Source organism: Aquirufa sp. ROCK2-A2 (assembly GCF_054558485.1).
The window spans coordinates 23,855-42,342 of record NZ_JBPXKA010000001.1; the positions used below are offsets into that span (position 1 = coordinate 23,855).

At 36.5% G+C, this 18,488-nt stretch carries 31 protein-coding genes; 30 read left to right on the plus strand and 1 reads right to left on the minus strand.

Going from position 1 to position 18,488, the window contains the following annotated elements; all coding sequences use genetic code 11:
• Positions 1 to 35 precede the first annotated feature (35 nt).
• The 30 genes from rplD to V7S76_RS00260 all read left to right on the plus strand — a co-directional run bounded on the left by rplD (position 36) and on the right by V7S76_RS00260 (position 16,978).
• Entirely contained in the window at positions 36 to 665 is a 630-nt protein-coding gene (rplD, locus tag V7S76_RS00115) for a 50S ribosomal protein L4 (RefSeq protein WP_459507970.1), read from the plus strand.
• A 36-nt stretch (positions 666 to 701) separates the two neighbouring features.
• Entirely contained in the window at positions 702 to 989 is a 288-nt protein-coding gene (gene rplW, locus V7S76_RS00120) for a 50S ribosomal protein L23 (RefSeq protein WP_459489585.1), read from the plus strand.
• Positions 990 to 1,034: 45 nt separating this feature from the next.
• Positions 1,035 to 1,862, plus strand: coding sequence for a 50S ribosomal protein L2 (rplB, locus tag V7S76_RS00125; protein ID WP_459489586.1), 828 nt, complete (start codon positions 1,035 to 1,037; stop codon positions 1,860 to 1,862).
• Positions 1,863 to 1,865: 3 nt separating this feature from the next.
• Complete coding sequence (rpsS, locus tag V7S76_RS00130; RefSeq protein ID WP_459489587.1) at positions 1,866 to 2,144, plus strand: 30S ribosomal protein S19; 279 nt, start codon at positions 1,866 to 1,868, stop codon at positions 2,142 to 2,144.
• A 38-nt stretch (positions 2,145 to 2,182) separates the two neighbouring features.
• Complete coding sequence (gene rplV, locus V7S76_RS00135) at positions 2,183 to 2,560, plus strand: 50S ribosomal protein L22 (protein ID WP_459507971.1); 378 nt, start codon at positions 2,183 to 2,185, stop codon at positions 2,558 to 2,560.
• A 23-nt stretch (positions 2,561 to 2,583) separates the two neighbouring features.
• Complete coding sequence (gene rpsC, locus V7S76_RS00140; protein ID WP_459507972.1) at positions 2,584 to 3,405, plus strand: 30S ribosomal protein S3; 822 nt, start codon at positions 2,584 to 2,586, stop codon at positions 3,403 to 3,405.
• Positions 3,406 to 3,448: 43 nt separating this feature from the next.
• Positions 3,449 to 3,868 carry a 50S ribosomal protein L16 gene (gene rplP / locus V7S76_RS00145; protein WP_459507973.1) on the plus strand — a complete coding sequence of 140 codons (420 nt, stop codon included), beginning with the start codon at positions 3,449 to 3,451 and terminating at the stop codon, positions 3,866 to 3,868.
• Between the two features lie 39 nt (positions 3,869 to 3,907).
• A complete protein-coding gene (rpmC, locus tag V7S76_RS00150) occupies positions 3,908 to 4,099 on the plus strand; it encodes a 50S ribosomal protein L29 (RefSeq protein ID WP_459507974.1) in 192 nt (63 codons plus the stop codon).
• A gap of 38 nt (positions 4,100 to 4,137) precedes the next feature.
• Positions 4,138 to 4,419: a 30S ribosomal protein S17 gene (gene rpsQ, locus V7S76_RS00155; protein ID WP_459489592.1), complete on the plus strand. Its 282-nt coding sequence runs from the start codon at positions 4,138 to 4,140 to the stop codon at positions 4,417 to 4,419.
• A 46-nt stretch (positions 4,420 to 4,465) separates the two neighbouring features.
• Positions 4,466 to 4,834 carry a 50S ribosomal protein L14 gene (gene rplN, locus V7S76_RS00160; RefSeq protein WP_459507975.1) on the plus strand — a complete coding sequence of 123 codons (369 nt, stop codon included), beginning with the start codon at positions 4,466 to 4,468 and terminating at the stop codon, positions 4,832 to 4,834.
• A 48-nt stretch (positions 4,835 to 4,882) separates the two neighbouring features.
• Positions 4,883 to 5,218 (plus strand): 50S ribosomal protein L24, encoded by a 336-nt coding sequence (rplX, locus tag V7S76_RS00165; RefSeq protein WP_459507976.1) that lies wholly within the window; start codon positions 4,883 to 4,885, stop codon positions 5,216 to 5,218.
• A gap of 43 nt (positions 5,219 to 5,261) precedes the next feature.
• The gene (gene rplE / locus V7S76_RS00170; RefSeq protein ID WP_459507977.1) at positions 5,262 to 5,816 is read left to right on the plus strand and encodes a 50S ribosomal protein L5; all 555 of its coding nucleotides are present in this window, start codon (positions 5,262 to 5,264) and stop codon (positions 5,814 to 5,816) included.
• 40 nt (positions 5,817 to 5,856) lie between these two features.
• A complete protein-coding gene (rpsN, locus tag V7S76_RS00175) occupies positions 5,857 to 6,126 on the plus strand; it encodes a 30S ribosomal protein S14 (protein WP_459489595.1) in 270 nt (89 codons plus the stop codon).
• Between the two features lie 75 nt (positions 6,127 to 6,201).
• A complete protein-coding gene (gene rpsH, locus V7S76_RS00180) occupies positions 6,202 to 6,597 on the plus strand; it encodes a 30S ribosomal protein S8 (protein ID WP_130895432.1) in 396 nt (131 codons plus the stop codon).
• Positions 6,598 to 6,655: 58 nt separating this feature from the next.
• A complete protein-coding gene (gene rplF / locus V7S76_RS00185; RefSeq protein ID WP_459507978.1) occupies positions 6,656 to 7,213 on the plus strand; it encodes a 50S ribosomal protein L6 in 558 nt (185 codons plus the stop codon).
• Between the two features lie 44 nt (positions 7,214 to 7,257).
• Complete coding sequence (gene rplR / locus V7S76_RS00190; RefSeq protein WP_459507979.1) at positions 7,258 to 7,605, plus strand: 50S ribosomal protein L18; 348 nt, start codon at positions 7,258 to 7,260, stop codon at positions 7,603 to 7,605.
• A 6-nt stretch (positions 7,606 to 7,611) separates the two neighbouring features.
• Positions 7,612 to 8,130 carry a 30S ribosomal protein S5 gene (gene rpsE / locus V7S76_RS00195; protein WP_459507980.1) on the plus strand — a complete coding sequence of 173 codons (519 nt, stop codon included), beginning with the start codon at positions 7,612 to 7,614 and terminating at the stop codon, positions 8,128 to 8,130.
• A gap of 35 nt (positions 8,131 to 8,165) precedes the next feature.
• Positions 8,166 to 8,345, plus strand: a complete 180-nt coding sequence (rpmD, locus tag V7S76_RS00200; RefSeq protein WP_205753085.1) for a 50S ribosomal protein L30 — start codon at positions 8,166 to 8,168, stop codon at positions 8,343 to 8,345.
• Positions 8,346 to 8,393: 48 nt separating this feature from the next.
• Positions 8,394 to 8,840, plus strand: a complete 447-nt coding sequence (rplO, locus tag V7S76_RS00205) for a 50S ribosomal protein L15 (RefSeq protein WP_459507981.1) — start codon at positions 8,394 to 8,396, stop codon at positions 8,838 to 8,840.
• 17 nt (positions 8,841 to 8,857) lie between these two features.
• Positions 8,858 to 10,177 carry a preprotein translocase subunit SecY gene (gene secY / locus V7S76_RS00210; protein ID WP_459507982.1) on the plus strand — a complete coding sequence of 440 codons (1,320 nt, stop codon included), beginning with the start codon at positions 8,858 to 8,860 and terminating at the stop codon, positions 10,175 to 10,177.
• 3 nt (positions 10,178 to 10,180) lie between these two features.
• Positions 10,181 to 10,987 (plus strand): type I methionyl aminopeptidase, encoded by an 807-nt coding sequence (map, locus tag V7S76_RS00215; RefSeq protein WP_459507983.1) that lies wholly within the window; start codon positions 10,181 to 10,183, stop codon positions 10,985 to 10,987.
• Positions 10,988 to 10,995: 8 nt separating this feature from the next.
• The gene (infA, locus tag V7S76_RS00220; RefSeq protein WP_092013982.1) at positions 10,996 to 11,214 is read left to right on the plus strand and encodes a translation initiation factor IF-1; all 219 of its coding nucleotides are present in this window, start codon (positions 10,996 to 10,998) and stop codon (positions 11,212 to 11,214) included.
• 25 nt (positions 11,215 to 11,239) lie between these two features.
• Positions 11,240 to 11,356 carry a 50S ribosomal protein L36 gene (rpmJ, locus tag V7S76_RS00225; RefSeq protein ID WP_109324399.1) on the plus strand — a complete coding sequence of 39 codons (117 nt, stop codon included), beginning with the start codon at positions 11,240 to 11,242 and terminating at the stop codon, positions 11,354 to 11,356.
• A 43-nt stretch (positions 11,357 to 11,399) separates the two neighbouring features.
• On the plus strand, positions 11,400 to 11,777 hold the full coding sequence (gene rpsM, locus V7S76_RS00230; RefSeq protein ID WP_459489603.1) for a 30S ribosomal protein S13: 378 nt from the start codon (positions 11,400 to 11,402) through the stop codon (positions 11,775 to 11,777).
• A 45-nt stretch (positions 11,778 to 11,822) separates the two neighbouring features.
• Positions 11,823 to 12,218, plus strand: a complete 396-nt coding sequence (gene rpsK, locus V7S76_RS00235) for a 30S ribosomal protein S11 (protein ID WP_459507984.1) — start codon at positions 11,823 to 11,825, stop codon at positions 12,216 to 12,218.
• A 101-nt stretch (positions 12,219 to 12,319) separates the two neighbouring features.
• Positions 12,320 to 12,925 carry a 30S ribosomal protein S4 gene (rpsD, locus tag V7S76_RS00240; RefSeq protein WP_459508597.1) on the plus strand — a complete coding sequence of 202 codons (606 nt, stop codon included), beginning with the start codon at positions 12,320 to 12,322 and terminating at the stop codon, positions 12,923 to 12,925.
• An 81-nt stretch (positions 12,926 to 13,006) separates the two neighbouring features.
• Positions 13,007 to 13,996 carry a DNA-directed RNA polymerase subunit alpha gene (locus tag V7S76_RS00245; protein WP_459507985.1) on the plus strand — a complete coding sequence of 330 codons (990 nt, stop codon included), beginning with the start codon at positions 13,007 to 13,009 and terminating at the stop codon, positions 13,994 to 13,996.
• A gap of 87 nt (positions 13,997 to 14,083) precedes the next feature.
• Positions 14,084 to 14,659, plus strand: a complete 576-nt coding sequence (gene rplQ, locus V7S76_RS00250; RefSeq protein WP_459507986.1) for a 50S ribosomal protein L17 — start codon at positions 14,084 to 14,086, stop codon at positions 14,657 to 14,659.
• A 100-nt stretch (positions 14,660 to 14,759) separates the two neighbouring features.
• Complete coding sequence (gene carA, locus V7S76_RS00255) at positions 14,760 to 15,860, plus strand: glutamine-hydrolyzing carbamoyl-phosphate synthase small subunit (protein ID WP_459507987.1); 1,101 nt, start codon at positions 14,760 to 14,762, stop codon at positions 15,858 to 15,860.
• 53 nt (positions 15,861 to 15,913) lie between these two features.
• Positions 15,914 to 16,978, plus strand: a complete 1,065-nt coding sequence (locus V7S76_RS00260) for an acyltransferase family protein (RefSeq protein ID WP_459507988.1) — start codon at positions 15,914 to 15,916, stop codon at positions 16,976 to 16,978.
• 2 nt (positions 16,979 to 16,980) lie between these two features.
• On the opposite strand, the gene V7S76_RS00265 is transcribed toward V7S76_RS00260, so the two are convergent.
• Complete coding sequence (locus V7S76_RS00265) at positions 16,981 to 18,396, minus strand: TonB-dependent receptor (protein ID WP_459507989.1); 1,416 nt, start codon at positions 18,394 to 18,396, stop codon at positions 16,981 to 16,983.
• Positions 18,397 to 18,488: the final 92 nt, after the last annotated feature.

The window sequence follows — 18,488 nt, forward strand, 5'->3', positions numbered from 1 at the left end:
AAAGGCTGAGCCTTTCTCTATAGACATTCTGAAGTATGGAATTATCAGTATATAACATAGCAGGAAAAGATACCGGAAAGAAAGTAACTCTTTCTGATGAGATCTTTGGAATCGTTCCTAATGAGCATGTGGTTTACTTAGATGTTAAGCAATATTTAGCTAATCAACGTCAAGGAACTCACAAAGCGAAGGAGCGTGCTGAGGTAGCTCGTTCAACGCGTAAGTTGAAGAAACAAAAAGGTACGGGAGGTGCTCGTGCGGGTTCAATGAAATCACCTTTGTTTAAAGGTGGTGGTCGTATTTTCGGACCTCGTCCACGTGATTACCATTTCAAATTGAATAAAAAAGTTAAGGCATTGGCTCGCCAATCTGCTTTAGCTGCGAAAGCTCAAAGTGGAGATATTGCTATTTTAGATTCAGTGGCATTTGATTCACCGAAAACAAAGGCATATTTAACTATGTTGAAGGCATTCTCTTTGGATAACACCAAAACATTATTGATTACTCAAGAAGTAGACAAAAATGTGGTTTTATCTGGTCGTAATATTCCAAAAGCAAAAGTTTCTACGGCAGCTGATGTGAATACATATGATTTGGTAAATGCTTCAAAGTTGTTAATTACAGCGGAGGCTATTCAAAAAATTGAGTCATCTTTTAGTAAATAATTTTCAGGACTAAGTTCTGTTATAAACGAAATATCAATGGGCATTATTAAACGTCCGGCCTTGACTGAAAAGTCGCAAGCCATGCAAGAAAAAGGCAAGTATGTGTTCGTAGTTGAGTTGACTGCTAACAAGATTGAAATTGCCAAAGAAGTGAAAAAAATGTACGGAGTAGAAGTGACGGCTGTTACGACTATGCGTCAAATTGGAAAGAAAAAATCCAAAAGTACTCGTACTAAAATAACTTCAGGTCGTACATCTACTTATAAGAAGGCGATTGTTACGGTAGCAGCTGGAGAGGTAATTGACTTCTACCAAGGAATTTAATTAAATTAATTAAGGGGGTTCATCCCGATAAATTGAACTTTATAAATGGCAGCAATTAAAAAATTAAAACCGACTACCCCAGGCCAACGTCAGCGCATTGCGCCAACGTTTGAGGAGATTACTACGGACAAACCGTATAAGCCCTTATTGGAGCCTATCAAGCGTACAGGTGGTAGAAATGCTGATGGTCGTCGCTCGATGCGATACATCGGTGGAGGGCACAAGCGTCGTTACCGTGTGATTGATTTCACTCGTTCGAAGTTTGATGTACCAGCAACAGTATTAACTGTAGAATATGATCCGAATCGTACATCACGTATTGCTCTTATTGAGTATGCTGATGGCGAGAAATCTTATATCCTTGCACCTCAAGGTATTCAAGTTGGACAAACTGTTATTTCAGGGACTTCAGTAGCACCAGAAATTGGTAATACGATTCCATTGTCTAATATTCCTTTAGGTACAATTGTTCACGCAATTGAGTTACAACCAGGTAAAGGAGCTGAAATGGCTCGTTCTGCTGGTACATATGCTCAATTATTAGCTCGTGATGGAAAATATGCAACGTTGAAGTTGCCTTCAGGTGAGATGCGTATGGTTTTAGCACGTTGTTTAGCAACTGTTGGAACGGTTTCAAATGCAGATCACATGAATGTGAATTTGGGTAAAGCGGGTCGTCACCGTTGGTTAGGTCGTCGTCCTCGTGTTCGTGGTGTTGTTATGAACCCAGTTGATCACCCTATGGGTGGTGGTGAGGGTCGTTCATCAGGAGGTCACCCACGTTCTCGTACCGGTTTATTGGCTAAGGGTAAGAAAACTCGTAATCCAAAGAAACACACTAATCGTCTTATCATCAGTAGAAGAAAAAAATAGTAGATGGCACGTTCACTAAAAAAAGGTCCTTACATTGATTACCGCCTTGATAACAAGGTTCAAACAATGAATGATGCTGGCAAGAAGTCGGTTATCAAAACTTGGTCTAGACGTTCAATGATTTCTCCAGATTTCGTTGGTCACACGTTCGCAGTTCATAATGGAAATAAATTTATTCCTGTTTATGTTACTGAAAACATGGTAGGTCACAAATTAGGAGAGTTTTCGCCGACACGTAATTTCCGTGGTCACATTGCGAAAAAAGACAAAGGTAAAAAGTAAAGATAATGGCCTACGGGTCAGCGTAATCAGATATTCAAATGGAAGCAGTAGCTAAATTAAGAAATGTTCCTACCTCGCCTCAAAAGATGCGAATAGTAGCGGATATGGTACGTGGACAAAAAGTATCCAAAGCATTGGGTATTTTAAAGTTTGAGCCAAAGATTGGTGCGAAATCAATTGAGAAATTATTACTCTCAGCGGTTTCAAACTGGCAAAACAAGCACGAGGGTGCAAGTATCGAGGAGGCTGATTTGTTCATCAAAACGATTTTCGTTGATGGTGGATCTTCAATCAAGCGTCTACGTCCTGCACCTCAAGGTAGAGGACATCGCATTTTGAAGCGTTCAAATCACATCACTTTAGTAGTAGCATCTTCGGAGGCTCCTTCTTTAGAAGAAACAAGTTCAGCAGAATAATTAACTATTAGATAAAATAAGAAATGGGACAAAAAATTAACCCCGTTGGATTAAGATTAGGTATCGTAAGAGGTTGGGATTCTAACTGGTACGGTGGTAAGACTTTCGCGGATAAGTTGGTAGAAGACGAAAAGATCAGAAAGTATGTAGCTGCTCGTATTCCTAAAGGATCTATCTCTAAAGTTATTATTGAGCGTACACTTAAGCGCATAACTTTAACCATCAACACAGCTCGTGCTGGAGTAGTTATCGGTAAGCAAGGTGCTGAAGTAGATAAGTTGAAAGAGGAATTAAAAGCTATCACTGGCAAAGATGTTCAAATCAACATTTTTGAGATTAAGCGTCCTGAGATTGATGCTAAATTAATCGGAGAAGCAATTGCTCAACAATTACAAGCTCGTATTTCTTTCCGTCGTGCCATGAAACAAGCTATTGCTTCTGCAATGCGTGTTGGTGCTCAAGGGATTAAATTAAAATTATCAGGTCGTTTGGGAGGTGCTGAAATGGCACGTTCTGAAGGATACAAAGAAGGACGTATACCTTTGCATACATTGCGTGCAGATGTGGATTACGCGATCTCTGAAGCTTTAACGGTTTACGGTAAAATTGGTATCAAGGTATGGGTTTTCCGTGGTGAAGTATTTGGTAAGCGTGATTTATCTCCTAATGCAAACATGGGTTTACAATCAACTTCAGCTGAATCTCGTTCAGGAGATCGTGGTGGACGTGGTGGACGTGATGATGATCGTCGTGGTGGCCGTTCTCGTGGCGGTGATCAAGGTGGTGATCGTAACAAAGCAGGTGCAGCAGGCGGTGCTCGTGGAGGTAGAGGAGGAAAGCGTTAATTCGCTATTAATTAATTGTAAAAGACATTAGACTTATAATAAGATGTTACAACCTAAAAGAACCAAGTTTCGTAAGCAACAGAAAGGTCGCGTTAGGGGTCTTGCAACCCGTGGTCATGAAATCGATTTTGGATCATTCGCTATTAAATCTTTGGAGCCAGGTCGTATAACTGCTCGTCAAATTGAGGCAGCTCGTATTTCTGTGACTCGTGCGATGAAACGTGAAGGTCAAGTTTGGATTCGTGTTTTCCCTGATAAACCAATTACCAAAAAACCTGCAGAGGTTCGTATGGGTAAGGGTAAGGGAGCGCCGGAATATTGGGTAGCCAATGTTCGCCCAGGTACTATTTTGTTCGAATCATCGGGTGTTCCTTTAGCTATCGCTCAAGAAGCATTACGTTTGGCGGCACAAAAATTGCCAATGCGTACTAAATTTGTTGTACGTAGAGATTATTCAGAATAGTATTAAACTTCGGTTTACTACTTAACAAATAACATTGTTATGAAAAACGCAGAAATAAATAAATTAGGAGTGGAAGAATTAGTGAAGCAAATTGCTTCTGAAAAGGAAACCCTTGATCGTTTAAATTTAGCACATGCTATTTCTCCGATCGAAAATCCGATGAGAATTCGTCAAACTCGTAGATTGATTGCCCGTTTAGAGACTGCTTTAACGGCACAAGCAAAAGCTTAATTAATTATTAATTTTTAATAGACCATTTCGAATTGCTAATGGTCAATTGTTTAACAAGTCCAACCATGGAAAGAAATCTAAGAAAAGTAAGGATTGGGAAGGTGGTTAGTGATAAGATGGATAAGTCTATCACATTAACTGTGGATCGTAAAGTGAAACACCCCTTGTACGGAAAGTTCGTACAGAAGACTACCAAATTGATGGCTCATGATGAAAAAAATGAGTGCGGAATAGGTGATACAGTGAAAGTGATGGAAACCCGTCCTCTTTCTAAAAATAAGCGTTGGAGATTAGTAGAAATCATCGCAAAAGCGAAATAATCTACCTCTTGTTATTCAAATATTTAAATTTTAAAGATCAAAGATAATGTTACAGCAAGAATCAAGATTGGGTGTAGCGGATAATTCTGGAGCAAAAGAAGTTTTAGTCATTCGTGTTTTAGGCGGTACTGGAAAAAGATATGCTTCTGTAGGAGACAAAATTGTAGTTTCTGTTAAATCGGCGCTTTCATCTTCTAGTATGAAGAAGGGTACAGTTTCAAGAGCAGTAGTTGTTCGTACTAAAAAAGAAATTCGTCGTAAAGATGGAACTTATATTCGTTTCGAAGACAATGCGGCAGTGTTGTTAAACGCAAATGATGAGCCAAGAGGAACTCGTATTTTTGGACCAGTAGCACGTGAATTGCGTGATGCAGGCTTTATGAAAATTGTTTCTTTAGCCCCTGAAGTATTATAATAAGCTGAGAATCAAACATATTGGAAATCCAATAGAAAGAATCAAACAATGGAAAAGAATACAAGTAAGCAAACTAAATTGCACATTAAAAAAGGAGATAACGTGATGGTTATCGCTGGTAATGCGAAAGGCAAAACTGGTGTTATCAAAGAAGTTATTGTTGATAAATCTCGTGCAATCGTAGAAGGAGCTAATTTGCAAACTAAGCACGTTAAGCCTTCTGCAAGCAACCCTCAAGGTGGAATTGAAAAGCGTGAAGGATCCATTCATATTTCCAATTTAATGGTAGTAGAAAATGGTAAACCTGTTCGTACAGGACGTAAGTTAAACGAAAAAGGTAAATTACAACGTTATTCAAAAGTTACCGGAAAATTTATTTCTTAAATTGAACTTAACGCGTGGGTCGGAAATCCACAAAATATAAAAAATGGCAGTACCTAGATTAAAAGAACGTTTTGTGAAGGAAGTTGTACCAAGCTTGAAAGAAAAGTTTCAGTACAAATCCGTTATGCAAGTGCCTAAGATTACTAAAATCGTAATCAATAAAGGTGTAGGAGCAGCAGTATCTGATAAAAAATTAGTAGATGTTGCTGTTGAAGAAATTACTCAAATTGCTGGTCAAAAGGCGGTTGCAACAGTTTCTAAGAAAGCTATCTCAAACTTTAAGTTACGTGAAAATATGCCTATCGGCGTGAAAGTAACTTTGAGAGGTGATCGTATGTATGAGTTTTTAGATCGTTTAACAACGGTTTCTTTGGCTCGTGTGCGTGACTTTAAAGGTATCTCTGAAAAAGGTTTTGATGGTCGAGGAAATTACACATTGGGTGTAAAAGAACAAATCATCTTCCCTGAGATTTCAATTGATAAAGTTTCAAAGATTTCAGGTATGGACATTACTTTTGTAACAACAGCATCCACGGATGAAGAAGCTTACGCTTTGTTGGCAGCAGTTGGAATGCCTTTTTCAAATATTAAAAAATAATTAGCCAACAGGCTGTTTACAACATTTAAATTTTTACACTATGGCTAAAGAGTCAGTAAAAGCAAGAGAAAGAAAACGCGAAGCTGCTGTTGCTAAATATGCAGCAAAAAGAGCGATTTTAAAAGCAGCCGGCGATTACGCTGGTTTAGATAAGCTTCCTAAGAATGCTTCTCCAGTTCGTTTACATAACCGTTGTAAGTTAACCGGACGTCCTCGTGGATATATGCGTAAATTCGGCATTAGCCGTGTTACTTTCCGCGAAATGGCATCTAACGGATTGATTCCAGGTGTGACAAAATCAAGCTGGTAATAAAAATTTGATTAATTAAATTCATTTTTGTAATTTTGCAGGCCCAATTAAAAGCTTGCGGCAAATTTAAAGACAATGACAGATCCTATAGCAGATTATTTAACCCGATTGAGAAATGCGCTTAAAGCGCGCCATAGGGTAGTTGAAATCCCTGCTTCTAATATTAAAAAGGAAATTACAAAGGTTCTTTTTGATAAAGGTTATATTTCAAATTATAAATTCGATGATTCTTCTGTTCAAGGAACAATCAAAATCGCTTTGAAATATAATTCAGTTACTAAGCAGCCTGCAATTGTAAACTTAACTCGTATTTCTAAACCTGGTTTACGTAAATACAATGGTGCAGAGGAATTACCTCGCGTTTTAAATGGTTTAGGAATTGCAATTTTATCTACTTCTAAAGGAGTAATTACAGATAAAGAAGCTCGTACTTTACACGTAGGTGGTGAGGTATTATGTTACGTATATTAATAAATGTTTCACGCTGAAAGGAGTTTGTACTCGTAATTTAAGCTATAAATTAAAGTAAATGTCTAGAATAGGAAATAAAATTATCACTTTACCTGCTGGAGTTTCAGTAGAAGTAAGTACGGGTAATTTAGTAACTGTAAAAGGGCCTAAAGGTACATTATCTCAACAAATCGATGTTGATATCCAAGTTACAATGGAAGATAATGTATTGACCGTTAAGCGTCCTACGGAACAAAAGCGTCACAAAGCTATGCACGGTTTATACCGTTCATTGATTAACAACATGGTTGTTGGTGTTAGCGAAGGTTTCAAAAAAGATTTAGAAATTATCGGGGTTGGTTATAAAGCGGCTAATCAAGGTAATATTTTAGAATTAAGTCTTGGGTTTTCTCACTCTATTTTTATGTCTGTTCCTGCTGAAATAAAAGTTGTAACTGCGATGGAAAAGGGTAAGAATCCAATGGTTATTTTAGAAGGAATCGACAAACAGTTGATTGGCCAAGTAGCTGCTAAAATCAAATCATTACGTCCAGTTGAACCTTACAAAGGTAAAGGTGTTCGTTTTGTGGGTGAGCAAGTACGTCGTAAGGCTGGTAAAGCTGGTGGTAAGAAATAAATTTTAAATGTGGGCCGGAAATCCACAAAAACAAGTTAATAACAATGGCAACAAGAAAAGATTTACGTAGAACCCGCATTAAACGTGCGATTCGTGCGAAAATAGCAGGAACAGCTGAACGTCCTCGTTTAACTGTTTATCGTTCAAATAGTGCAATGTATGCACAGGTTGTGGATGATTTATCTGGAAAGACATTATTTTCAGCTACTTCATTTGTTAACGGAAAAGTTAACAATAACATTGAAGCATCTAAAAAAGTAGGTGTTGAAATTGCTGAGAAAGCAAAGTCAGCAGGTATTACGAAAGTTGTTTTCGATCGTAACGGTTATTTATATCACGGAAGAATTAAATCATTAGCTGAAGGCGCTCGCGAGGGTGGCTTACAATTTTAATAAGATATGTCGCATTTACAAGCAAAACCAATTAAGGTTAACGAGGGAGAATTGAAGGAGAAAGTGGTAGCTATCAATCGTGTTGCCAAAGTGGTAAAAGGTGGTCGCCGTTTTAGTTTCTCTGCTATCGTAGTGGTAGGAGACGGAAAAGGTATCGTTGGATACGGTTTAGGAAAAGCTAATGAGGTAACTGATGCTATCACAAAAGGTATCGAAGACGCTAAGAAAAATTTATTCCAAATTCCTTTGTTGAAGAACACTGTTCCTCATGAGCAATTAGGTAAATTCTCTGGTGGCTTTGTATTAGTTAAGCCAGCTGCTCCAGGTACTGGGTTGATCGCCGGTGGTGCTATGCGTGCTGTATTAGAATCAGCAGGTGTACATGATGTCTTAGCAAAATCTAAGGGATCTTCTAATCCGCACAACGTGGTTAAAGCTACTATCGACGCATTAGTTAAGATGAGAGCTCCACATACTGTTGCATTCCAACGTGGAATTTCAGTGGCTAAAGTATTTAATGGATAATCCGAGCGCCTTGTGCCTCAAAAATAGAACATACAATGTCTAAAGTTAAAATTACACAAGTTAAAAGTGCAATTAAGCGTCCGGAAGTACAAAAGCGTACTATTCAAGCGCTAGGATTAGGTAAAATCCGTAAAAGTGTAGAAGTTGAATTAAATCCGGCTATCGCTGGTATGATTCGTGCTGTCAATCACTTAATTGTAGTTGAAAATATTTAATTAATTTGCGAGTTGTCTATTTATTAGACAGCGCTAAGCCCCAAGAATATGAAATTATCTTCTTTAAAGCCTGCAGAAGGCTCGGTAAAAACTAGAAAAAGAGTTGGTCGTGGTCAAGGATCTGGACTAGGTGGTACTTCCGCTCGTGGTCACAAAGGTGCTCAATCTCGTTCAGGTTATTCACGCAAGCGTGGTTTTGAAGGTGGTCAAATGCCTTTGCAACGTCGTGTTCCTAAATTTGGTTTCAAAAACATTAATCGTGTAGAATACAAAGCTATCAATTTGGATACATTACAATTATTAGCTGAAACAACAGGTTCTAATGTTATTAACTTCGATGTGTTGTACACTAATGGTTTAGTTTCTAAATCTGATTTAGTTAAAATCTTAAGTCGTGGAACAGTTAGTTCTGCTATCGAAGTACATGCCAAAGGTTTCTCTTCAGCTGCTAAAGCTGCGATTGAAGCTGCAGGTGGTCAAGCTATTGTTGATTAATAACCGAAACCTTAGAAATGAATAAGTTAATCACAACTTTTAAACACATCTTTTCGATTGAAGAATTAAGAGGACGTATTCTAAATACGCTCCTTTTTATTACATTCTTTCGTTTGGGTTCTTATGTAGTTTTACCTGGTGTAGATGCTACTAAACTTAGTCAAGTAGGAGATGGTGGATTGTTAGGTTTGTTGAATATGTTTTCTGGTGGTGCTTTGAGCAATGCTTCGGTTTTTGCATTGGGTATCATGCCTTACATTTCAGCATCCATTGCTATCCAATTATTGACTATCGCTTTGCCATATTTTCAAAAAATGCAAAAAGATGGTGAATCAGGCCGTAAAAAGCTTAATCAAATCACTCGTATTTTAACCATTTTTGTTACAGCTGCTCAAGGTTTTACTTACTTACAGGTAACCATTCCAGCAGAGGCTATTTTAGTTGACCCATGGTTTTTCCGTCTATATGGCGTAGCTATTCTTGTAGGAGGTACTATGTTGTGTATGTGGTTAGGTGAAAAAATTACAGATAAAGGCATTGGTAATGGTATTTCTATGTTAATTATGATTGGTATCGTTTCTAGATTCCCTTCCTCTTTAATTCAAGAAGCTAGTTCACGTGGAATGTCAGGTGCTTTATTATTTATTATTGAAGTAATTGCTTTATTCTTCGTTGTTATGGGTGCTGTTATGGTGACTCAAGCCGTTCGTAGAATTCCTGTTCAATACGCTAAACAAGTTGTGGGAAGTAAATTGTCAGTAGGTGGTGAGCGTCAATACATTCCTTTGAAGTTAAATGCTTCTGGAGTTATGCCGATCATTTTTGCTCAAGCCTTGATGTTTATTCCAGGTTTAGTAGCACAATCGTTTGCTGAGAAAAGTGAATTTGCTCAGTCGATTGCTCAGTCTTTTGGTGATTTTACTACTTGGCAATACAATTTATTGTTTGCTTTTTTAATCATTGTTTTTACGTTCTTTTATACTGCTATTTCAATTAATCCAACCCAAATTTCTGATGATATGAAAAGAGGTGGAGGTTTTGTACCGGGAGTAAAACCTGGTGAAGAAACTTCAGGTTTTATCGCTAGCATTTTAGACCGTATTACGCTACCTGGAGCTTTCATGCTTTCGGTAATTGCAATTTTACCTGCTATTGCTAATTTATTTGGAATCACTCGTGGATTTGCTTCTTTCTTTGGAGGAACTTCCTTGTTGATTTTAGTAGGTGTTGTTTTGGATACTTTACAACAAATTGAAAGTTATTTGTTGATGCGTAAATATGAGGGTTTAATGCAATCTGGTCGTGTGAAAGGACGGTCAGAAGTTATTGCTCGATAATTTATGATTTATCTTAAAAGTTCTGAGGATTTAGCCATTATTAAAGAGAATGGTGATATTTTAGGAAGATGTCATGCAGAAGTAGCTAAGGCGATTAGACCTGGAGTTACAACGCTAGAACTGGATAAGATAGCTTATGAATTTATTTGTGATAACCATGCTCATCCTTCTTTTTTAAATTACCAAGTAGGGAATAAAAAGTATGCGTATTCTCTTTGTATTTCGGTGAACGATGTAGTTGTTCATGGTTTACCTGGTAGTTTGGTTCTCAAAGAAGGTGATACAATTGCCATAGACGCAGGCGTTTATAAAAAGGGATTTCATGCTGATAGTGCATATACTTATGCGATTGGCGATGTTGATCAAAATAGTAAAGATTTATTACAACGGACGAAAGAGTCTTTGTATTTAGGTATTAAACAAGCTCATAATGGTAAACGTATTGGAGATGTAGGTTCTGCTGTTCAGACCTATGCTGAGTCCTTTGGATATGGCGTTGTTCGTGAGTTAGTAGGGCATGGAGTTGGTAAGAATTTACATGAGAGTCCAGAAGTACCTAATTATGGTAGAAAAGGTGACGGTATTAAATTAAAAGAGGGTATGGTAATTGCCATTGAACCCATGATTAATTTAGGAGTTCGTCAAATTACTGTTGATAAAGATGGATGGACTATCCGCACCAAAGACAGAAAGAATTCAGCGCATTTTGAACATACGGTAGCAGTAGGAAAAGAAGAAGCTGAAATTTTAACAACCTTTTCATACATAGAAGAAGTGATTAAAACCTCAACAATATTGTTGAATATTTAAATAATACTATGGCAAAACAGTCCTCGATAGAAGTAGACGGAATAATTTTGGAAGCTCTTTCGAACGCTATGTTTCGTGTTGAATTAGAGAATACGCATCAAGTGATTGCGCATATTTCAGGTAAAATGCGTATGAATTACATTAAAATTCTACCTGGTGATAAAGTGAAGTTAGAAATGTCTCCTTACGATTTAAGTAAAGCGAGAATTGTTTATCGATATAAATAAGGTTTGATTTATAAATAAAGTAAATATGAAAGTTAAAGCATCAATCAAAAAGCGAAGTGCAGAATGCAAAGTTATTCGTCGTCACGGAAAGCTTTATGTTATCAACAAGAAGAATCCAAAGTTCAAACAAAGACAAGGATAATTCTGATTTAATAAATAATTAATAACAACAATTAATTACCTATATGGCTCGTATTGCAGGGGTTGATATTCCCGACAAAAAAAGAGGAGAAATTGCATTGACTTATATTTTTGGTATTGGTCGTAGCACTGCTCAAAAGATTTTAACCAAAGCATCGATTTCTTTTGATAAGAAAGCAGGTGAATGGAATGATACGGAAGCTAGCGCTATCCGTGCGATCATCGCTGCTGAATTCAAAACAGAAGGTCAGCTTAAGTCTGAAGTTCAATTAAACATCAAGCGTTTGATGGACATCGGTTGCTATCGTGGTTTACGCCATCGTAAAGGTTTACCTGTACGTGGTCAACGCACTAAGAACAATTCTCGTACGAGAAAAGGTCGTAGAAAAACAGTTGCTAACAAGAAAAAAGTAACTAAATAATAACAAGGGTTAAATCCCACATACAAGTTTTATTTATCTAAAGTAATGGCACAAGCAAAAAGAAAAGATAAAGCCAAAAAAAGAGTTGTAGTAATTGAACCAGTAGGTCAAGTACACATCAAGGCTTCATTTAACAACATTATCATTTCAATTACTAACTCAGCAGGTCAAGTGATCTCTTGGGCATCAGCAGGAAAGATGGGTTTCCGTGGTTCTAAGAAAAACACTCCTTATGCAGCTCAAATGGCGGCATCAAACTGTGCTGCTGTAGCGGTAGAAGCTGGAATGAAGAAAGCTGACGTTTTCGTTAAAGGACCGGGAGCTGGACGTGAGTCTGCTATTCGTACGATCCAAAATTCAGGTATTGAAGTATCTTTAATTAAAGATATCACTCCTATGCCTCATAATGGATGTCGCCCACCAAAACGTCGTCGCGTTTAATAAATTTTTGTGCTGAGTAATTAGTAATTATTTTCTCAGCATTATTTTTTCACTTAATAATTACTTCATTGAGCATAAGAGGCTCAATGACTTTTAACAAAATGGCTAGATATACAGGTCCCAAATCCAAGATTGCACGTCGTTTCGGTGAAGCAATTCTAGGACCGAGCAAAGCATTAGCTCGTAAAAATTATGCTCCAGGAATGCATGGTAAAGGAAAACGTACAAAAGTTTCTGAATACGCTTTGCAATTAAAGGAAAAACAAAAAGTTAAATATACGTATGGTATATTAGAGCGTCAGTTCGAAAACTTATTCCACAAAGCTTCTGTTAAAGAAGGTATTACAGGTGAGAACTTGTTGAAATTGTGTGAATCTCGTTTAGACAATGTGGTTTATCGTTTAGGAATTGCTCCTACTCGTCGCGCAGCTCGTCAATTAGTAATTCACAAGCACGTTAATGTGGATGGAGAAATAGTAAATGTGCCATCTTACTCTTTACGCCCAGGTCAATTAATTGGTGTTCGTGAAAAATCTAAATCATTAGAAGTTGTTTCTAACTCATTAGCGGGACGTTCTCCAAAGCGTTTCAATTGGTTAGAATGGGACGGAGTTGAATTAGTAGGTAAATTCTCTGCATATCCAGAAAGAGATCAAATACCTGAGAATTTTAATGAGCAGGCTATTGTCGAATTATATTCGAAGTAATAATAATCTGTTATTTATTATTTTATTTTTTAATTAAGAGTACCTATAACGTTTTTTCAAGTTCATTTTAAGCTACGAAATATGTCAATATTAGCATTCCAAATGCCCGAAAAAGTTGTAATGGAAAAAGCAGATGACTTCCACGGGTTATTTGAGTTCAAGCCACTCGAAAAAGGCTACGGTGTTACCATAGGTAATGCACTTCGTAGAATTTTACTTTCTTCTTTAGAAGGGTATGCGATAACAAGCGTTAAGATCTCTGGTGTTCTACACGAGTTTTCTGCTATTGAAGGTGTTCACGAAGATGTATCTGAAATTATCTTAAATCTTAAAAAAATTCGTTTTAAGAAAAATCAAGAAATTTTAGACAATCGTGTAAATATCAAGATTAAAGGTCAAACTGCGTTCACTGCTGGTGATATCGCTAAGTTTACTCCTTATTTTACTGTTTTAAATCCAGATTTAGTAATCTGCAACTTAGATTCTTCGAAAGAATTAGACGTTGAATTGATTATTGAAAAAGGACGTGGTTATGTACCTGCTGATGAGCCTCGTGCAAACGAATTATCAATTGGTCATATCGCTATTGATGCTATTTACACTCCAATCAAGAATGTGAAATTTAGCATCGAAAATACACGTGTGGAACAAAAGACAGATTATGAAAAATTGGTTTTAGATATCGAAACTGACGGATCAATTCATCCAGAAGATGCTTTGAAAGGTGCGGCTTATATCTTAATTCAACACTTCATGTTGTTCTCTGATCAAACGATGACTTTCGAAACTCCAAAAGCTGAGGAAGATAATATCGTTGATGAGGAATTATTACACATGCGTAAATTATTGAAAACTTCTTTAGCTGACTTAGATTTATCTGTTCGTGCTTATAACTGTTTGAAATCAGCAGATGTACGTACTTTAGGTGAATTAGCTAAATTAGAAATTTCAGATATGATGAAATTCCGTAATTTTGGTAAGAAATCTTTAACTGAGTTAGAACAACTAATTGAGGAAAAAGGTCTTACTTTCGGAATGGATGTTGCGAAATATCGTTTAGACGAAGATTAATATTTATTTTTAAAAAAGTAATAGGTGATGTGGCCTACGGGCCACATTAACCGCAGCCTAAGGGCTTTTAACTTACGAATTAACACAATGAGACACGGAAAAAAATTCAATCATTTAGGAAGAACTTCTTCACACAGAGCCGCTTTATTATCCAATATGGCTTCTTCTTTAATCTTGCACAAACGTATTGAAACAACGGTAGCGAAAGCGAAAGAGTTGCGTAAATACATTGAGCCAATGATTACTAGATCAAAAACTGATAACACTAACAATCGTCGTGTTGTTTTCTCTTATTTACAAAATAAAGAAGCAATCAAGGAATTGTTCGGAATCGTATCTGAAAAAGTAGCAGATCGTCCAGGTGGATACACTCGTATTATCAAGTTAGGAAATCGTCTAGGTGATAATGCTGAAGTTTGTTTCATCGAATTAGTAGATTTTAACGAAACTATGTTAGCTGCAGCTGCTGAAAAAGCAACTAAAACTCGTAGAAGTCGTCGTGCATCTACTAAAAAAGAAGAAATTGTTGAGGCTGCGCCTGTAGCTGAAGCACCTTCTGCAGAGGTTGTAGAGGAAACTCCATCGGCTGAAGTAGTAGAAGAAACACCAGCTGAAGAGCCTGCTTCTGAGGAGCCTAAAGAAGATAAAGGAGAAGAGGCATAGTTTCTCTCTTTTACTGATTTTAAAGGGCTTCAACTATTCGTTGAAGCCCTTTTTTTGAATAAAAATTTAGAAAATTTCTTTTTTATTTTATCATATTTTTATGAAAATTAATGAATCAAGTCCTGCCGTTCTACTCCTTCAAGATGGAACGCTCTTTCATGGTAAAGCATTAGGGAAAATTGGTACGCATGGCGGAGAAATCTGTTTTAATACCGGAATGACAGGCTATCAAGAAATTTATACAGATCCTTCTTATGCTGGACAGGTCATCATAAATACAACCTCTCACATTGGGAATTATGGTGTAAGTACAAAGACTGAAAGTGAATCTAATCAAGTGCAAATCGCTGGTATGGTTTGTAATGAATTTGCCTCTGTACATTCTAGAGCTACTGCTGATGAATCACTTCAACAATTTTTTGAAGAAGCAGGAATAGTTGGTATTTCAGGTATTGATACGCGTGCATTAGTTCGTCATATTCGTACTAAGGGTGTAATGAATTGTCTTATTTCGTCCGAAATTTTTGATGAAGACGAATTGAAAAATAAATTAAATGAGATACCATCTATGGAAGGATTAGAACTTTCTTCCAAAGTTTGTACGCAAGAATCTTATTTTCTAGGAGATGAATCTGCCGATTTTAAAGTAGCAGTTCTGGATTTAGGTGTGAAAAAAAGTATATTGACCAATTTAACTGATCGGAATTGTTACCTGAAAGTATTTCCTGCTAAAACTTCATTTGAAGAAATTGCTTCTTGGAATCCTACAGGCTACTTTGTTTCCAATGGACCAGGTGACCCTGCTGTGATGTCTTATGCAATAGATACCGTAACTCAAATGCTTGCTTCCGATAAGCCTGTTTTTGGTATATGCTTAGGACATCAAATTCTAGCACAAGTGTGTGGTTTAAGTACTTACAAAATGCATAACGGACATAGAGGTTTAAATCATCCGGTCAAAAATTTAGTTACAGGTCTCTCTGAAATTACTTCACAAAATCACGGTTTTGCTGTAAAAATGGATGAGTTAAAAAATTCTTCCAAAGCAGAATTGACTCACATTAATTTAAATGACAACACCGTAGAAGGATTACAAGTAAAGGGTAAAAGAGCATTCTCTGTTCAACATCACCCTGAAGCTAGTCCAGGACCACATGATTCTCGATATCTATTTGACCAATTTGTTGGTTTATTGAAATAATTAAATAATTCCCTGCTAAGCCAAGTACTTGATCGTACTTGGCTTTCTTTTTTATGAAAAACACCATTTATCAGTCGGCAAATAATCGTGTTCAATCTTTAGATTGGCTGAGAGGATTAATGGCGGTGACTGTCATGTGTTATCATTTAACCTTGTGGACTTGTTTTCCTCTGGATTCAGGATCAATTCTGGGACGTTTGGGGATATACGCTGTTTCCATTTTTTTTGTATTGTCAGGCTTAAGTATGGTAATTGTGTATCATTCGTTTTTTAATTCTTGGAAACAAGTTTTAATTTTTTGGTTCCGCAGGATTTTTCGAATTTGGCCATTACTGTGGCTTTGTATCGGATTGACAATCATAAATCCAAACATTGAGATAAACTCGAAGGATTTGGAAAACCTTATTTCGACAGCCTCAACAGCATTTGCATTTTTGTATCCTTCCAAATATTTCCTCACGGGTGCTTGGTCGATAGGTAATGAAATGGTGTATTATTCAATTACGCCATTGGTTTTTTTGATATTCCGTTATGGTAGAAATTGGGGTAATCTTGTTTTAATATCTACCTTTCTATTGGCTCTATTCTTTTCTTTAAATCTACTATCTTCTGAAATATCATTGGCCAAACAATGGGCAATCTACGTGAATCCCTGGAATAATGTATTCTTTTACGTGCTAGGAATCGGGATGTATTATTTTTTTGAAAATCGATTAATTAGCAAGTTAACCGCTATTAAGTGTGTTTTGTTGGCAGTAATTCTTTTGGTTTTGCTACCAAGTACTGGAAATCAAATAAATATTGTAACAGGTTGGAATCGAATTGGATTTAGCATTTTTACGTTTTTATTAGTATTTGGATTTTATAAAAATAGCGTCCAATTACCAAGTTTGTTGACACGTTTGTTGAATTTATTGGGGGAATCAACTTATGGTATTTATTTATTACACCCCATTATTTATTCGTATGTTGGCATCATAGCAAAAAAAATGGGCCTTATTTCTAGCCCATTTCTTTTTATTTCTACTGTAATCCTTACGATTTTATTGGCTTATATATCCTATCATTTTTTTGAAAAACCATTTATTCAATTAGGTAAAAAATGGTCTAAATTTTAAAATTAAGAGATTTTAGGGTATCCAAATAAATGATTTTGTTTAATTTGTTTAGCAACGATTTTAGGTACTAAATTTTCCCATTCACCTGAGCCTTGGACAATCATATCCAAAACCTTATCTGTATGAATGTTCATTAAACTTTCATCGTATCGATCAATGTCAGTTAATTTTTCATTGTCTATTAAAAATTGATAAAGCCCTTTCAAATGTGCTGCTGGTTCAAAGCTATTTAAATTGATTAGCTGACCTTCTGCATCCAATGTAGGGTATAAATACAACTTGATTTTAGAGCCAAACAAATTGGCAAATGCGGTCATAATCCCACCTGGAATATTAGCATAATGTTTTTCATCAAATATATATTCTAAATTAGGCATACCCATGATCAATGCCATTCTTTGTTTGGTAAATTGACCTAAATAGGCAACCAATTTAAAGTATTCATGGAAGTTGGAAATCAATACCGTTTGCCCTAATGAACACAGAATATCCACTCGATCTAAAAAATCTTTCTCATTAATTTTATGAGTCCCGTCTTCTAAATTCCGTAAAGTCAATTCAGACAAAACGCAAATTTTATCATCATCAACATCTTCCTCATTTTCAAATTGTGCTAAACCCTTTTTCAACATGTCTGAAAAGATGTTGGTTACCGGTCTAAATCTACCTCTGATTGCAACAATATGTTTTTTAGATAAGGCATCATAGGGTTGCATAACATTTCCATCTGGCCCAAACACAGCGGCTTGCGTATATCCATGCTTAACTAAATACAAGGACATCAAACGGTTATCAACCTCTTTAAAATCGGCACCCTCAAATCGAATCATATCGATTTCGATTTTATCTGTTGATAGGTCATCCAAAAGAGAAATTAATAATTTTTCAGGATCATCAAAGTAATGGTAACAGGCATAAATGAGATTTACACCAATCACGCCCAATGCTTGTTGCTGCAGTATATTGTCATTGTCCAACATATTGACATGGATAACCACGTCATTGAATGCGCCACCTGGTTTCAGTTGGAATCTTAAACCAATCCATCCATGTGCATCATTGGTTTTTTGATAATTTAAGGCAGATACGGTATTGGCAAATGAGAAAAATCGCTTTTCTTCAGCTTGTTCGACCAAACGAACTTGAAGCAATTTGTACTCTCGATTTAACATTTTCATCAATCGAGGTTCGCAAACATATTTTCCGGATGCTTCTTCTCCATAAATAGCATCCGAAAATGCCATATCATAGGCTGAAATAGTTTTGGCTATGGTTCCAGATGCTCCACCTGCTTTGAAAAAGTTGGCAGCTACATCCTGTCCGGCGCCAATTTCTGCGAAAGAACCGTAAATACTACGATCTAAATTAATTTGTAGTGCTTTTTGTTTCGTCCCGATGGATTTGATTTTGTTAGACATAGACGAAATGAATTTTATGGTTGATTACGAAGGCTTTAATGGCAAAGTTATATAAATTAAGAACTCAAATGTTATTTTTCTTGATAATATGC

Coding starts and splice junctions, on each gene's coding strand:
- rplD (WP_459507970.1), top strand. CDS start 36: ATGGAATTATCAGTATATAACATAGCAGGAAAAGATACCGGAAAGAAA.
- rplW (WP_459489585.1), top strand. CDS start 702: ATGGGCATTATTAAACGTCCGGCCTTGACTGAAAAGTCGCAAGCCATG.
- rplB (WP_459489586.1), top strand. CDS start 1,035: ATGGCAGCAATTAAAAAATTAAAACCGACTACCCCAGGCCAACGTCAG.
- rpsS (WP_459489587.1), top strand. CDS start 1,866: ATGGCACGTTCACTAAAAAAAGGTCCTTACATTGATTACCGCCTTGAT.
- rplV (WP_459507971.1), top strand. CDS start 2,183: ATGGAAGCAGTAGCTAAATTAAGAAATGTTCCTACCTCGCCTCAAAAG.
- rpsC (WP_459507972.1), top strand. CDS start 2,584: ATGGGACAAAAAATTAACCCCGTTGGATTAAGATTAGGTATCGTAAGA.
- rplP (WP_459507973.1), top strand. CDS start 3,449: ATGTTACAACCTAAAAGAACCAAGTTTCGTAAGCAACAGAAAGGTCGC.
- rpmC (WP_459507974.1), top strand. CDS start 3,908: ATGAAAAACGCAGAAATAAATAAATTAGGAGTGGAAGAATTAGTGAAG.
- rpsQ (WP_459489592.1), top strand. CDS start 4,138: ATGGTCAATTGTTTAACAAGTCCAACCATGGAAAGAAATCTAAGAAAA.
- rplN (WP_459507975.1), top strand. CDS start 4,466: ATGTTACAGCAAGAATCAAGATTGGGTGTAGCGGATAATTCTGGAGCA.
- rplX (WP_459507976.1), top strand. CDS start 4,883: ATGGAAAAGAATACAAGTAAGCAAACTAAATTGCACATTAAAAAAGGA.
- rplE (WP_459507977.1), top strand. CDS start 5,262: ATGGCAGTACCTAGATTAAAAGAACGTTTTGTGAAGGAAGTTGTACCA.
- rpsN (WP_459489595.1), top strand. CDS start 5,857: ATGGCTAAAGAGTCAGTAAAAGCAAGAGAAAGAAAACGCGAAGCTGCT.
- rpsH (WP_130895432.1), top strand. CDS start 6,202: ATGACAGATCCTATAGCAGATTATTTAACCCGATTGAGAAATGCGCTT.
- rplF (WP_459507978.1), top strand. CDS start 6,656: ATGTCTAGAATAGGAAATAAAATTATCACTTTACCTGCTGGAGTTTCA.
- rplR (WP_459507979.1), top strand. CDS start 7,258: ATGGCAACAAGAAAAGATTTACGTAGAACCCGCATTAAACGTGCGATT.
- rpsE (WP_459507980.1), top strand. CDS start 7,612: ATGTCGCATTTACAAGCAAAACCAATTAAGGTTAACGAGGGAGAATTG.
- rpmD (WP_205753085.1), top strand. CDS start 8,166: ATGTCTAAAGTTAAAATTACACAAGTTAAAAGTGCAATTAAGCGTCCG.
- rplO (WP_459507981.1), top strand. CDS start 8,394: ATGAAATTATCTTCTTTAAAGCCTGCAGAAGGCTCGGTAAAAACTAGA.
- secY (WP_459507982.1), top strand. CDS start 8,858: ATGAATAAGTTAATCACAACTTTTAAACACATCTTTTCGATTGAAGAA.
- map (WP_459507983.1), top strand. CDS start 10,181: ATGATTTATCTTAAAAGTTCTGAGGATTTAGCCATTATTAAAGAGAAT.
- infA (WP_092013982.1), top strand. CDS start 10,996: ATGGCAAAACAGTCCTCGATAGAAGTAGACGGAATAATTTTGGAAGCT.
- rpmJ (WP_109324399.1), top strand. CDS start 11,240: ATGAAAGTTAAAGCATCAATCAAAAAGCGAAGTGCAGAATGCAAAGTT.
- rpsM (WP_459489603.1), top strand. CDS start 11,400: ATGGCTCGTATTGCAGGGGTTGATATTCCCGACAAAAAAAGAGGAGAA.
- rpsK (WP_459507984.1), top strand. CDS start 11,823: ATGGCACAAGCAAAAAGAAAAGATAAAGCCAAAAAAAGAGTTGTAGTA.
- rpsD (WP_459508597.1), top strand. CDS start 12,320: ATGGCTAGATATACAGGTCCCAAATCCAAGATTGCACGTCGTTTCGGT.
- V7S76_RS00245 (WP_459507985.1), top strand. CDS start 13,007: ATGTCAATATTAGCATTCCAAATGCCCGAAAAAGTTGTAATGGAAAAA.
- rplQ (WP_459507986.1), top strand. CDS start 14,084: ATGAGACACGGAAAAAAATTCAATCATTTAGGAAGAACTTCTTCACAC.
- carA (WP_459507987.1), top strand. CDS start 14,760: ATGAAAATTAATGAATCAAGTCCTGCCGTTCTACTCCTTCAAGATGGA.
- V7S76_RS00260 (WP_459507988.1), top strand. CDS start 15,914: ATGAAAAACACCATTTATCAGTCGGCAAATAATCGTGTTCAATCTTTA.
- V7S76_RS00265 (WP_459507989.1), bottom strand. CDS start 18,396: ATGTCTAACAAAATCAAATCCATCGGGACGAAACAAAAAGCACTACAA.